The organism is Streptomyces celluloflavus, from assembly GCA_000720995.1.
GTDB lineage: Bacteria > Actinomycetota > Actinomycetes > Streptomycetales > Streptomycetaceae > Streptomyces > Streptomyces celluloflavus.
Genome location: JOEL01000006.1, coordinates 46279 through 59073, shown reverse-complemented (window position 1 = coordinate 59073; position 12795 = coordinate 46279). Strand labels below are relative to the sequence as shown.

11 protein-coding genes are annotated in these 12795 nt (G+C 71.7%); 6 read left to right on the top strand and 5 right to left on the bottom strand.

Translation table 11 applies throughout. The annotated features are described in order from the left end of the window. Positions 1-64 precede the first annotated feature (64 nt). Both IH09_RS07860 and IH09_RS07855 read left to right on the top strand, forming a co-directional pair. Complete coding sequence (locus tag IH09_RS07860; protein ID WP_052855379.1) at positions 65-1216, top strand: acyl-CoA dehydrogenase family protein; 1152 nt, start codon at positions 65-67, stop codon at positions 1214-1216. A 152-nt stretch (positions 1217-1368) separates the two neighbouring features. After that, a complete protein-coding gene (locus IH09_RS07855; protein ID WP_052855378.1) occupies positions 1369-1998 on the top strand; it encodes a TetR/AcrR family transcriptional regulator in 630 nt (209 codons plus the stop codon). Positions 1999-2062: 64 nt separating this feature from the next. Here the strand turns inward: IH09_RS07855 and IH09_RS07850 are convergent, their stop codons facing one another. Beyond that, positions 2063-2524: a MaoC family dehydratase gene (locus tag IH09_RS07850; RefSeq protein WP_052855377.1), complete on the bottom strand. Its 462-nt coding sequence runs from the start codon at positions 2522-2524 to the stop codon at positions 2063-2065. A 160-nt stretch (positions 2525-2684) separates the two neighbouring features. Here IH09_RS07850 and soxR point away from each other — a divergent pair, with 160 nt between their 5' ends. Then, positions 2685-3302, top strand: coding sequence for a redox-sensitive transcriptional activator SoxR (soxR, locus tag IH09_RS07845; protein ID WP_318279406.1), 618 nt, complete (start codon positions 2685-2687; stop codon positions 3300-3302). Between the two features lie 83 nt (positions 3303-3385). Here the strand turns inward: soxR and IH09_RS07840 are convergent, their stop codons facing one another. Both IH09_RS07840 and IH09_RS07835 read right to left on the bottom strand, forming a co-directional pair. Then, positions 3386-4825: an amidase gene (locus tag IH09_RS07840; RefSeq protein ID WP_052855376.1), complete on the bottom strand. Its 1440-nt coding sequence runs from the start codon at positions 4823-4825 to the stop codon at positions 3386-3388. Positions 4826-5153: 328 nt separating this feature from the next. Next, a complete protein-coding gene (locus tag IH09_RS07835; RefSeq protein WP_052855375.1) occupies positions 5154-5780 on the bottom strand; it encodes a hypothetical protein in 627 nt (208 codons plus the stop codon). A gap of 262 nt (positions 5781-6042) precedes the next feature. Here IH09_RS07835 and IH09_RS07830 point away from each other — a divergent pair, with 262 nt between their 5' ends. Both IH09_RS07830 and IH09_RS07825 read left to right on the top strand, forming a co-directional pair. Then, positions 6043-8868, top strand: a complete 2826-nt coding sequence (locus IH09_RS07830) for a penicillin acylase family protein (protein WP_052855374.1) — start codon at positions 6043-6045, stop codon at positions 8866-8868. Positions 8869-9335: 467 nt separating this feature from the next. Further along, complete coding sequence (locus IH09_RS07825) at positions 9336-10427, top strand: glycoside hydrolase family 5 protein (protein WP_205380173.1); 1092 nt, start codon at positions 9336-9338, stop codon at positions 10425-10427. A 166-nt stretch (positions 10428-10593) separates the two neighbouring features. On the opposite strand, the gene IH09_RS39685 is transcribed toward IH09_RS07825, so the two are convergent. Further along, positions 10594-10743, bottom strand: a complete 150-nt coding sequence (locus IH09_RS39685) for a hypothetical protein (RefSeq protein WP_205380172.1) — start codon at positions 10741-10743, stop codon at positions 10594-10596. Positions 10744-10983: 240 nt separating this feature from the next. Further along, positions 10984-11727 carry an SDR family oxidoreductase gene (locus IH09_RS07815; RefSeq protein ID WP_052855373.1) on the bottom strand — a complete coding sequence of 248 codons (744 nt, stop codon included), beginning with the start codon at positions 11725-11727 and terminating at the stop codon, positions 10984-10986. A gap of 135 nt (positions 11728-11862) precedes the next feature. On the opposite strand from IH09_RS07815, the gene IH09_RS07810 reads away from it, so the two are divergent. Next, entirely contained in the window at positions 11863-12711 is an 849-nt protein-coding gene (locus IH09_RS07810; RefSeq protein WP_052855494.1) for a helix-turn-helix domain-containing protein, read from the top strand. Positions 12712-12795: the final 84 nt, after the last annotated feature.

Here is a 12795-nt window from a genome sequence, read left to right as displayed (position 1 = left end):
CGAACACGCTGCCTCGTGCGCCTCATGTCGTCCGCCGCACCGCCGCCGTCCACAAGGGGCCCCGATGAACCTGGAACTCAGCGAGGAGCAGGCCGCCGTGCGGCGGCTCGCCAAGGACTTCACCGACCGGGAGATCACCCCGCACGTCACCGCCTGGGACCGCGCCGAGGAGGTCGACCGCGGCATCGTGCGCAAACTGGGCGACCTCGGCTTCCTCGGGCTCACCGTCCCCGAGGAGTACGGCGGCTCCGGCGGCGACCACCTCGCGTACGCCCTGGTGACCGAGGAGCTGGGCCGCGGCGACTCCTCGGTGCGCGGCATCGTCTCGGTCTCTCTCGGCCTGGTCGCCAAGACCATCGCGGCCTGGGGCGATGAACGGCAGAAGCGCCGGTGGCTGCCGTCGCTCACCTCCGGCAGCGCCCTCGGCTGCTTCGGCCTCACCGAACCGGGCACCGGCTCGGACGCGGCCGCCCTCACGACCCGGGCCCGTCGCGACGGCGGGGACTGGATCATCGACGGCAGCAAGATGTTCATCACCAACGGCACCTGGGCCGATGTCGTACTGCTCTTCGCCCGCACCGGCGAGGAGCCCGGCCACCGGGGCATCAGCGCCTTCCTCGTACCCGCCGACAGCCCCGGGCTGGAGCGCCGCGAGATCCACGGCAAGCTGGGGCTGCGCGGCCAGGCCACCGCAGAACTGTTCCTGGACGGTGTCCGGGTGCCGGAGAGCGCCCTGCTGGGACCCGCGGGCAAGGGGTTCACGGTCGCGATGTCCGCGCTGGCCAAGGGCCGGATGTCGGTCGCCGCCGGCTGTGTGGGCATCGCCCAGGCCGCCCTGGACGCCGCCCTCGGTTACGCGGCCCGGCGCGAGCAGTTCGGCAAGCCCGTCGCCGGGCACCAGCTGGTGCAGGAGCTGATCAGCGATATCGCCGTGGACGTGGACGCCGCGCGCCTGCTGACCTGGCGGGTCGCCGATCTGATCGACCGCGGCGAGCCGTTCGCCACCGAGGCGTCCAAGGCCAAACTGTTCGCTTCCGAAGCCGCGGTGCGCGCCGCCAACAACGCCCTCCAGGTCTTCGGCGGCTACGGCTACATCGACGAGTACCCCGTCGGCAAGCTGGTGCGGGACGCCCGGGTGATGACCCTGTACGAGGGCACCAGCCAGATCCAGAAACTGCTCATCGGCCGCGCGCTGACCGGCGTCTCGGCCTTCTGACCCGGCCGCCGGGCCGCCGCGCACCGGATTCCCGCCCCTGGTCACCGGCGCGTACCGGCAGTTCGCTAAGCGCTTGCTCAGTGCGCGGTATGGTGTTCGATCCGGCAGCGGACTCTCCCTGGCGGGCCGAGGAGCGAAGAGCGGGGTGCGCGATGGGTGCGGAGGCGGAACGGGCGGCCGGGGGCCGCGAGGAGTGGGCCGATGTGACCCCGGACGCCGCACGGCGGCTGGTCAGCGCGGCCGTCGAGGCGTTCGCCGAGCGCGGCTACCACGCCACCACCACCCGCGATATCGCCGGCCGGGCCGGGATGAGCCCCGCCGCGCTCTACATCCACTACAAGACCAAGGAAGAACTCCTCTACCGCATCAGCGGCATCGGCCACGAGCAGGCGCTGCGCATCATGGGCGCCGCCGTCGCGGCCGAGGGCACTGCCACCGAGCGGCTCGGCGACGCCGTACGGGCCTTCGCCAGCTGGCACGCCGAGCACCACACCACCGCCCGGGTCATCCAGTACGAACTCCAGGCCCTGGGTCCGGAGCACTACGCCGAGATCACCGATCTGCGCCGCCGGACCGACCGGGCGCTGCGCCAGATCATCCAGGACGGCGCGGACACCGGGGAGTTCCGGGCCGACGACGTGCCCGGCACCACCCTCGCGGTGCTCTCCCTGTGCGTGGACGTCGCCCGGTGGTTCTCCGCGGACGGCCCGCGCACCCCCGATGAGGTCGGCGCGCTCTACGCCGGTCTGGTGCTGCGCATGGTGGGCGCGGAGACGGTATGAGGTACGGGCCGGGCGAGACGGGGCGTCGCGGCCGCCCGTGCCCCGGCCCGTCGGCCGGCCGGTGTCAGAGGTAGAAGCGGCTGACCGTCTCCGCGACGCAGACCGGCTTGCCGCCGCCCTCCCGCTCGACCGTCACCGTCGTCGCGACCTGGACGCCGTCCGGCACCTCGGTCACCTCCGCGATCCTGGCCGAGGCGCGCAGCCGCGAGCCGACCGGGACGGTGGCGGGGAAACGCACCTTGTTCACGCCGTAGTTGATGCCCATCGTGACGTTGTCGACCCGCATCAGCTGCGGGACGAGCGCGGGCAGCAGCGACAGCGTCAGATAGCCGTGCGCGATGGTCGTCCCGAAGGGACCGGCGGCGGCCCGCTCCGGATCGACGTGGATCCACTGGTGATCGCCGGTGGCCTCCGCGAACCGGTCGATCCGCTGCTGGTCGATCTCCAGCCAGTCGCTGGTGCCCAGGTCCTCGCCGACCGCGGCCCGCAGCTCGTCGAGCGATCCGAACACTCGGGGCTCTGCCATCTCCGTCTGCCTCCTCAGGGATCCGTACGCGCCCGTCGCCGTCGCCGTGCACCGTCGCCGTATGCCGCCGCCCGGCGCTGACTGAGCGCTTGCTCAGCATGCTGAGTGCCCCCGCCGGCTGTCAACGTATGCGCGCATCCCTGCGATTAGGGTGGAAGACGTGCCCCAGCTTCCCTACAAGGTCCATGAACTCACCGTCGGCCAGCTCTCCGCGCGGAGCGGCGCGGCCGTCTCGGCGCTGCACTTCTACGAGTCCAAGGGGCTGATCAGCAGCACCCGGACGGCCGGCAACCAGCGCCGCTACACCCGTGACGCGCTGCGCCGGGTCGCCTTCGTCCGGGCCGCGCAGCGGGTCGGGATTCCGCTCGCGGTGATCCGGGACGCGCTGACGGAGCTGCCGGACGAGCGGACCCCCAACCGCGACGACTGGGCCAGGCTCTCCGAGGTCTGGCGCGGTGAGCTGGACGAACGGATCAGCCAGCTCGTCGAGTTGCGGGACCGGTTGACCGACTGCATCGGCTGCGGCTGTCTGTCGCTGGAGAAGTGCGCGCTGTCCAACCCGTACGACGAACTCGGCGAACAGGGCCCCGGCGCGCGGCGGCTGCGGGTCGACCGACGGGCCAAGGATCCGTCGGGTCCGGCGGCGGACGAGGACGACGGCGCCGGGCGGGCGGCCGCGGGCGAGCGGCGGTCGCCGGACGGGCGAGGGCGCGGCACGGAGCAACCCGCCGACGGCGCGCGGGGCACCGGCTGCTGCCCCGGCCCCGCCACTCCCTGACCGGAGGGCGAAGGCCGGGAGGGCGCGGCGCGCGCCCGCCGCACGGCCCGCGGGACGCGCCCGCGGGCCGTGCGGCGGCCCCGTCACCAGACGTCAGGCCGGCGCCCGGCCCACGGGCGGGCCTGCTCCAGCTGCGCGGAGAGCGAGACCAGCATGGCGTCCGCGCCGTACCGGCCGGTCAGCATCACGCCGATCGGCAGCCCCTCGGCGTTCCAGTGCAGCGGGACGCTGACCGACGGCTGGCCGGTGGCGTTGTAGACCGTGGTGAAGGGGGTGAACGCGAGGAGGGAGGCGAACTCGGCCGCCGGATCCGCGTCGTTGCGCAGCCCGCCGACCGGCAGCGGCGGGCTGGCCAGCGTCGGCGAGAGGAGCACGTCGTAGCCGGTGTCCGGCGGCATCAGATCGTCGGCGATGGTCTGGCCGAGCATCCGGAACGCGAACAGCGCCGCCGCGAAATCCGTGCCGGAGACCTCGGCGGCGCACTCGCGCAGATAGCGGGTGAGCGGCAGCAGCAGATCCTCGCTCCCAGGCGGCACCGGACTCCGGTCGGCGATGATCGCCCAGACACGGGTGACGGCCTCGCGGGTGGACTCGTCGGCCGGCAGGGACGCCTCCTCGGTCTCGTGGCCCAGTTCGGACAGCAGGGCCACGGTCTCCGCGACGGCGGCGTGGCAGTCCGGATGTACCTCGATGCCGGGTATGGGCGGGGCGGTGAGGACACCGATCCGCAGCCGCCCCGGATCGCGGCGGGCGTAGTCGGCGAACGTCTCACCGGGCGGCAGCGCGGGCGCCGTGTACGGATCGCCGGGCATCGGCCCCGCCAGGAGGTCCAGCAGCGTGGCCGCGTCGGCGACCGTACGGGCCAGCGGTCCCGAGGAGCTCATCCCCGTGATGTCGTGCAGCGGGCCGGTGCTGACCCGGCCGCGGCTCGGTTTGATGCCGTACAGCCCGCAGGCCGACGCCGGGATCCGGACCGAGCCGCCGCCGTCGCTCGCATGGGCCAGGGGCGCCAGGCCGCCGGCGACCGCCGCGCCCGCCCCGCCGCTCGAACCGCCCGCCGAGCGCGTGAGGTCCCAGGGGGTACGGGCGGGCGAGGTGACGTCGTTCTCGGTATGACAGGAGAGCCCGAACTCGGGGGTGTTGGTCTTGCCGAGCAGGATCGTGCCGGCCTGCCGCAGCTTGCCGACCACATGGTCGTCGACGGTGGGGACGCGCTCGGCCAGGGTCCGCGAGCCCAGCGTGCAGCGCACCCCGGCGACGTTGTTGAGATCCTTGACCGGGACGGGGATGCCGTACAGCGGCGGGAGTTCGCGGCCTTCGCGGCGGGCGGCGGCGGCCGCGCTCTCGGCCTCCGCGGCCTGTTTGCGGGCGAGGTCGGGGGTACGGGTCAGGAAGGCGCCGAGCGTGTCGTCCAGCCGGTCGATGCGCGCCAGGTAGTGCTCGGTGAGTTCGACGGGGGAGAGCTCCCCGGACCGGATCGCGGCGGCTTGTTCGAGCGCGGTCAGATCGTGCAGTTCGGCCATGGACGTCCACCCTCTCGTACGGTGCCCGCGCGGCCCTGATGCCGGGTGGGCGGTCGGGCCGACGTCGGTCGGCCCGGGAACGCGTGTGTCAGGTCCCGGGCGAGCTGCTGCCGATTCCCCCTCCGGCCGGGCGCCTCGATGCCGGTGTCGAGGCCGTAGCGCCTCCGTCGCCGCCACCGTCGCGCGGTATCGCGAATGCGGCCGGCGATCTCGGCACCGCCCCGCAACCGGCCGCCGTCCAGGGCTCGTTGATACGGATCTGACACATGTGAAGATTATTGCAGAGGGGTCCGACAAGGCCCTGGGCCGTGCGCTCCGCGGTCCCGGCTCAGGCCGCCGAGTACACCCGCGCGCCGCCGCTGCGCGCCGCGGCCGTCAGCGCCTCGGACGTCAGCACGGACGCCGGGGCCACCACACCGCACCCCGCGCAGACCGGCCCGAGCGCGGTGCGGTCCGCCGGCCGGCCCGCCGGCTCCGGGCGCCAGGCGAACCGCGTCCCGCCGCACACCGGGCAGTCCCGGCGCGGCCGCCCCGATTCCATCGCCACGATCATGCTCCGCAGTACCACCGCCAGGCGGGCCGTCGGGTGCCGCTGCGGTGACGCGCACGACACGATGTCCCGGCCGCCCCAGGTGCGCCGGTGCCAGTCGGCGGTGGCGTCGGGCTGCCGGATGCCGTCGTGCTTCTCCCGCCGGCGCCGGGCTGCGAACTCCGCCTCGTACGAGAGCCACAGGGCGCGGGCCTCCTCCAGTTCGGCGAGGGCGGCCACCAGCCGTTCCGGGTCCGGTTCGCGGTCCTGGGTCGCGATGCCCGCCCGGGTGCAGAGATGGTGCCAGGTCGCCCGGTGCCCGTACGGGGCGAAGCGTTCGAGGCACTTGCGCAGGGCGGTACGCCGCTGGGTGGCGGCGAGTCGTGGATTGCGGACCTGTTCTGCGAGAGCTCTGAAACCGGCCATGTCATCCCACCTCCGTGGGGAGGACCCGATGTGACAGGGAATGGACGTACCCGGCCGCCACCTGGATCCATCGAATTTTTGTGCGGTTTGTGCGAGGTGTCCAGCGCCGTCATCGTCGTCAGTGCCGCCACCGGCGTCAATGCCGGGCCTTCGGCCAGTGGCCGGGCTTGCGCGGGGAGCGGGAAAAGGTGACGGCCGTTCATCTTCCGGTGCCGAGTAACCGGCGGTAACCTCCGGCCCACCCGCCTCCTGAGGAGCAGGCATGCGACGACGTACCGGAAGGCTCAGGACTGCCGCCGCGGCAGCCCTGTTCGCCCTGGGTGCCATGGTCTTGGCCCCACCCCCCACCGCGGCCGCGACCACCGGGCCGAATGATGCCGACGACTACTGCCAGGGCCAGTGCGCCGACATCCTGCCGCCGGGTGCCAGCGGCAACGCGACACTGGTGGAGATACTCGGCAACAAGCTGTTCGGCACCCATCCCGAGCACACCACCGACCAGCTCGCCCCGTACGGCGCGCTGGCGAGCGGCTATCAGACGCTCACCGACGACACCCTCACCCAGTTCTTCAACGACGCCTCCTTCGGCGTCCCCAAGGACCAGATAGCCAAGGTCACGGCGCCACGCGACGACGTGACCATCACCCGCGACAAGAAGACCGGCGTCCCGCACATCAAGGGCACCACCCGCTACGGCACCGAATTCGGCGCCGGCTACGCCGCGGGCCAGGACCGGCTCTGGCTGATGGACCTCTTCCGGCACATCGGCCGCGGCGAACTGACCTCCTTCGCGGGCGGCGCGCTCGCCAACCAGGGCCTGGAGCAGCAGTTCTGGCCACAGGCCCCGTACACCGAAGCCGATCTGCAGGCCCAGGTCGAGAACATCCGGGACACCAACGGACCCCGCGGCAAACAGGCCATGGATGACGCCCAGGCGTACGTGGACGGCATCAACGCCTACCGCGAACAGTCCAAGAACGGCCGCTACTTCCCCGGTGAGTACGTACTGACCGGCCATGTGGACGCCGTCACCAACGCCGGCGAGATCAAGCCCTTCCAGCTCACCGACCTGATAGCGCTGGCCTCCGTCGTCGGCGGCCTCTTCGGCAACGGCGGCGGTGGCGAGGTCCCCGCGGCCCTCGCCCTGCTCTCCGCCCAGCAGAAGTACGGCGTCGAACAGGGCACCAAGGTCTGGGAGTCCTTCCGCGAGCGCAACGACCCGGAGGCCGCGAAGACCCTGCACGACGGCAGCAGCTTCCCGTACGCCGTCAAACCGGCCAAGGCCAAGGGCACCGCGCTGCCGGACCGCGGCTCCGTCACCCCGGAACCGCTGGTCTTCGACCGCCAGGGAGCGGCCGCCGCCAAGGGCAAGAAACTGCCCCAGGACCCGGTCAAGGCCCCGGAGAAGTACCGCGCACTGGAGGGGATGTTCAAGGACGGGGTGCTGCCCAAGGGCAGCTTCGACCCGACCCAGCACCGCGGGATGTCCAACGCGCTGCTCGTCTCCGGCAAGCACACCGCCGGCGGCCACCCGGTCGCCGTCTTCGGGCCGCAGACCGGCTACTTCGCGCCCCAGCTGCTGATGCTCCAGGAGATCCAGGGACCGGGCATCAGCGCCCGCGGCGCCTCCTTTGCGGGCGTCGGGATGTACGTCCAGCTCGGCCGCGGCCAGGACTACGCCTGGAGCGCCACCTCCGCGGGCCAGGACATCACCGACACCTACGCCGTCGAGCTGTGCAACGCGGGCGGCTCCGCGCCCGCCAAGGACGCCACGTCCTACCGCTACCGCGGCGCCTGCGTCCCCATGGAGAAGCTGGCGCACACCAACGCCTGGCAACCCACCATCGCCGACCCGACGGCGGCCGGCTCCTACCGGATGCAGGTCCTGCGGACGAACTACGGGATCGTCACCCACCGCGCCACCATCGACGGCAAGCCCGTCGCGTACACGGCGCAACGCTCCACCTACCGCCACGAGGCCGACTCCATCATCGGCTTCCAGATGCTCAACGATCCGTCCTACGTCCGCGACGCCGCGACCTTCCAGCAGGCCGCCCAGCACATCGGCTACGCCTTCAACTGGTTCTACGCCGACTCCCGCGACATCGCGTACTACAACAGCGGCCTCAACCCCGTCCGCAACCCGGACGTCGACCCGGCGCTGCCCGTCAAGGCCGACCCGGCGTACGAGTGGCGGGGGTACGACCCCAAAACGAACACCACCGACTACACCCCGCCCGCCCAGCATCCGCAGTCGGTGAACCAGGACTACTACATCTCCTGGAACAACAAGCAGGCCAAGGACTACGACTCGGCCGGGTTCGGCAACGGCTCGGTGCACCGCGCCAACCTCCTGGACGACCGGGTGCGCGTGCTGACCCGGGGCGGCGGGGTGACCCGGGCCGCGCTGACCCGGGCGATGTCCGAGGCCGCCGTCACCGATCTGCGCGGCGAGGACGTACTGCCCGCACTCCTGCGGGTGCTGCGCAGCAAGCCGGTCACCGACCCCAAGCTGAACACCGCCGTTCAGCAGCTGGAGGCATGGCGCAAGGACGGCGCGCAGCGCCGCGAGACCACCGCGGGCTCGCACAGCTACGCCCACTCCGACGCCGTACGGCTGATGGACGCCTGGTGGCCGCGGCTGATCGAGGGCGTCTTCGCACCGGGCCTGGGCGACGATCTCTACCGCGCGCTGGGCGCCAACCTCGCCATCGACGAGTCACCGTCGGCCGGCCACGGCCCCACCGGGGCACACGCCGGATCGGCGTTCCAGTACGGCTGGTGGAGCTATGCGGACAAGGACCTGCGCGCGGTACTGGGCGACAAGGTCGAGGGCCCGCTCGACGGGAAGTACTGCGGCAACGGCGATCTGTCAGCCTGCCGCGACACCCTGCTGGCCACGTTGCAGCAGGCGAACGGGAAGACGGCCGAGCAGGTCTACCCCGGTGACGACACCTGCAAGGCCGGCGACCAGTGGTGCGCGGACGCCATCGTCCAGCGCGCGGTGGGCGGTCTGACCCACGCGGCCATCAGCTGGCAGAACCGGCCGACCTATCAGCAGGTGGTGGAATTCCCGTCACATAGGTGAGGGGGAGGGGCGGGAGGTGGGGCTGATGGGGGTGTTGTGGTCGATGCGGGAACCGTGGTCGACCGAGACACCTCGGATGGCTCTTCCTTGGGTCCAGGATTTCTGAGGGTTCCGCACGGGGAACCCGAGCCTGTTGCCGCTGGTTCTCAGCGGCAACAGGCTCGGGTTCGTGTCAAGCGCTGGGTCGATGTCAGCGGAATGCGCAGGGGTACGGCAGTGGTGGCGCAGAGTCCGTGTCAGTGGCTGGTGGCGGTTCGAAGAGCATCCGACGGCTGTACGCGACGTTGTCGATGATGCCGCCGCGCGGCCTGTCCATCCAAGTCGTAACAACTATGATTACGACTGCGAGTTCCTGAGTTCGCAGCGGTGCGGAGACCGGGCGCCGCCCGGGAGCACCGGGCCGTATGCCCGACCCGCCGCGGCCCGGTGTACGGCTGCAGTCCGCGAACACGGCGATCGGGAGAGGGGTGGACATGGTCGCGCACGGATACTTCACTCTGGACGCTTCGGCCCGATGGCGGTTCGTGACGCCCGATGGAGATCCGTTCTTGTCCATCGGCATCGTCCACGCGGATGACACGAATCTGCGGTACCCGCACAACATCGGCCTGTTCGCCGCGAGTTACGGGCTTTCACGCCGGCGTTGGCTGCGTGAGGGCCTGGTGCCGGAGCTGTCGGCGTGGGGGTTCAACACTCTGGGGTGGAGTTCGGAGTACGTCAGCGGCAGCGGACTGTCGGCCACGCACGACGTGGTCGACCTGGGCCACTCCGACGGCCTGCCCGACGACGAGGCGGCCGGTTCCGGCCTCCCCTACACGCTGTCCTTGCGTGTGGCCGAGATCGAGCACTGGAACGGTTACCCGGCCTACCGCGACCCTCGGTCCGAGGCGTTCGCGCAATGGTGCGACCACCTGGCCCGAACCCGGTGCCGACCACAGGATCCCCACCTGATCGGCTACTTCCTCGTCGATGCACCGGCGTGGGCGCGGCACCCGGCCGGTGCCGGCTACTCCCCGAGCGAGCTCGGGGAGATCGCAGATGCCTACTACCGGGTCTCGGCCGAGGCCATCCGCCGTCACGACCCGAACCACCTGATCCTCGGCGACCGCTACGGGACGCGGGCCGGGATCCCGGAACCGGTGCTCGATGCGGCGGCCGCGCACATGGACGTGCTGAGCCTGCAGAGCTTCCCGGCCGTCGACCAGGCGGCGATCGACGCGGTCGCCGACCGGTTCGACGCGTGGCACGAGCGCACGGGGCTGCCGATCCTCGTGGCGGATACGGGCAACTGGTGCCCGACGGCCATGAGCCCTTCGCGTACCGGCTCGGCGCGCGATCAGGCCGAGCGCGGCGAGGGCTACCGCATGATCGCCGACACGTTCGCAGCCCGACCGTGGTGCCTGGGCTGGCACTGGTGCGGCTGGTTGGAGAACCCGCACCGCGGCTTCGGGCTCAAGGACCCGTGGGACGAGCCCTACACCGATCTGGTGAGCGTCGCCGAGGAGACCAACCGGCGCTGGCGGGACGCGGTCGCATCCGCGCTGCCCGGCCCCACATGATCCGGCGGCGGGCCCGGGACTCGGGCGCATCGGGGCGCCGACGTTCGACCATGCCCGCCGCGAGCGGCGCCTGACATACGGCCGGGGGCGGCGGGGCGCCCCGGACCATCAGGATGGCGCACCCTCGATTCCAGTCCGTTGGACTCCCGTGGTGGCCGTTCGTGATTCAGACCTGGTCGTTCCACCTGAGGAATATGGTGCACTTGGCGTTCTTGTCGAATGTCACCGTCCAGAGGTCGGCGAAGGCCCACAGTTCCTTGTGGCGGCCGGTGCCCTCGATCGCGGCGGTGTCGCCGTTGACGGCGAGGAGGGCCACTCGAGTTCCCAGCCGCCCTTCTGCCAGGGTGCGCGATCGAGCCAGCCGGCGGTGATCGCCTCGCGGCAGATCCAGTCGGTCTTGTAAGGCCGTTCGTGATACTCGGCGTGCGGGGTGAACAGTGCGGCGATGTCCTCCCTGCTGTTGGTGGTCCAGGCCCGCACGTAGCCTTCGACCCAGCGCGCACTTGCTCTTCGGCCGCCATCGGTGCTGCCGTTCCGTGACCCGTGTGTGTGCTTTTCATCTTTGGGCCGTGGGCCGGACGACGAGTTCGTTGACGTCCACGTCGGCGGGCTGGTCGATGGCGTAGCGGACCGCTTCGCCGATCGCGGTGGCGGGGATCGCGATGCCCATCTGCGTCTCCACCGCGTCCTTTACTCCGCTGTCGCTGATGGAGGCGGTGAGTTCGCTCCGGGTCAGGCCCGGGCTGATCACGGTAACCCGCACCTCCCGGCTCTCCTGGCGCAGGCCCTCCGACAGAGCGCGCACCGCGTGCTTGGTGGCGCTGTAGACGGCCGCGGTCGGGTCGACCCGCAGTCCCGAGACGGAGGAGATGTTCACGATGTGCCCGCTGCGCTGGGCCTGCATGAGCGGCAGGACGGCGGCGATGCCGTGCAGGACCCCGCGCAGATTCACGTCGATCATGCGGTTCCACTCGTCGATCCGCAGCGCGTCCAGACGCGACAACGGCATGATGCCGGCGTTGTTGACCAGGACGTCGACGCGGCCGTACCGGCTATGGGCGGCCGCGACGAAGGACCGCACGCCGGCCGGGTCCGTCACGTCCAGAACGTGCGCGAAGGCGCTGCCGCCCCGGGCCTCGATGTCCTGGGCGAGAGCGGCGAGGCGGCCGGTGCGCCGCGCCCCGAGAACCACGTGGTGGCCCGCGCTGGCGAGCCGCCTGGCGGTGGCCTCGCCGATACCGCTGCCGGCCCCGGTAATCAGGACCACCTTCGGAGCTACCGTGGTGGACGGGTTGGGCATCTTCTTCCCTTCGCAGCGTCGATGGCCGCGCGGTGCGACGGCCCGTGTAGCCAGGATGTGCCCGATCGCGCACGGGCGGCAGGACGGGTCTTCCTGGGTGCGCCGCTCCTGGGAACCGCCGCGTACGATCCCGGCATGAGCGGCAATGAACTGGGGGAATTCCTGCTGGCGCGGCGCTCCCGGATCGGCCCGGCCGACGTGGGACTTCCCCGCTCCCGGGGCCGCCGCGTCAGCGGACTGCGGCGCGAGGAGGTCGCCGTCCTGGCCGGGGTCAGCGCCGACTACTACGCCCGGCTGGAACAGGGCCGTGAGCAGCACCCCTCCGGCCAGGTCGTCGACGCCCTCGCGCGGGCCCTGCACCTGGATTCCGACGCCTGCTGGCACGCCTACCGCCTGGCCGGGCTCGTACCGAGCGCCCAAGCTCCCGCCCCGGACGAGGAACGTGTCGCCCCCGAACTGCTGCGGCTGATGGACGCCTTCCCGGCGGCGGTGGCCTACGTGGTCAACCGGCGTCTGGACGTCCTCGCCTCGAACGCACTCGCCGACGCCTTGCTCTCCCCGCTCGCGGACCCGCGCGGCATGGTCCGTTCCCTGTTCTGCGACCCCGCGGCCCGGGACCTGTTCGCCGACTGGCACACCGTGGCCCGTGACACCGTCGCCACGCTGCGGCTGGCCTATGGCCACGACAGGCGCGACTCCCGCATGGCCGCCCTGATCGGGGGCCTGCTCGCGGAGAGCCGGGAGTTCGCCGCACTGTGGAATCACCAGGACGTCGCCCGGCTGGGCAGTAAGACCAAGATCTTCCGCCACCCGCAGGCCGGACAGCTGTCGCTCGCTTACCAGACCTTCGAGGTGCAGGACGCGCCCGGCCAGTGCCTCCTGGTCGGCACCGCGGAGCCGGGAAGCCCCGATGCCCGCCGCCTGGCCCTGCTCGGCTCCCGCCGTGTCGGGGCGGACGAGGGCGTCACCGTCGGCCGGCGGTAGCGGAAGCCCTCGCCACTTGTCGGAACCGCTCGTGCAGTGGTCGTCGAGTCAGGCGCCGACCACTCAAGGGGCTTGCCGCAAGCC

Coding starts and splice junctions, on each gene's coding strand:
- IH09_RS07835 (WP_052855375.1), bottom strand. CDS start 5,780: ATGGCCGGTTTCAGAGCTCTCGCAGAACAGGTCCGCAATCCACGACTC.
- IH09_RS07830 (WP_052855374.1), top strand. CDS start 6,043: ATGCGACGACGTACCGGAAGGCTCAGGACTGCCGCCGCGGCAGCCCTG.
- IH09_RS07810 (WP_052855494.1), top strand. CDS start 11,863: ATGAGCGGCAATGAACTGGGGGAATTCCTGCTGGCGCGGCGCTCCCGG.
- IH09_RS07850 (WP_052855377.1), bottom strand. CDS start 2,524: ATGGCAGAGCCCCGAGTGTTCGGATCGCTCGACGAGCTGCGGGCCGCG.
- IH09_RS07855 (WP_052855378.1), top strand. CDS start 1,369: ATGGGTGCGGAGGCGGAACGGGCGGCCGGGGGCCGCGAGGAGTGGGCC.
- IH09_RS07815 (WP_052855373.1), bottom strand. CDS start 11,727: ATGCCCAACCCGTCCACCACGGTAGCTCCGAAGGTGGTCCTGATTACC.
- IH09_RS07840 (WP_052855376.1), bottom strand. CDS start 4,825: ATGGCCGAACTGCACGATCTGACCGCGCTCGAACAAGCCGCCGCGATC.
- IH09_RS07860 (WP_052855379.1), top strand. CDS start 65: ATGAACCTGGAACTCAGCGAGGAGCAGGCCGCCGTGCGGCGGCTCGCC.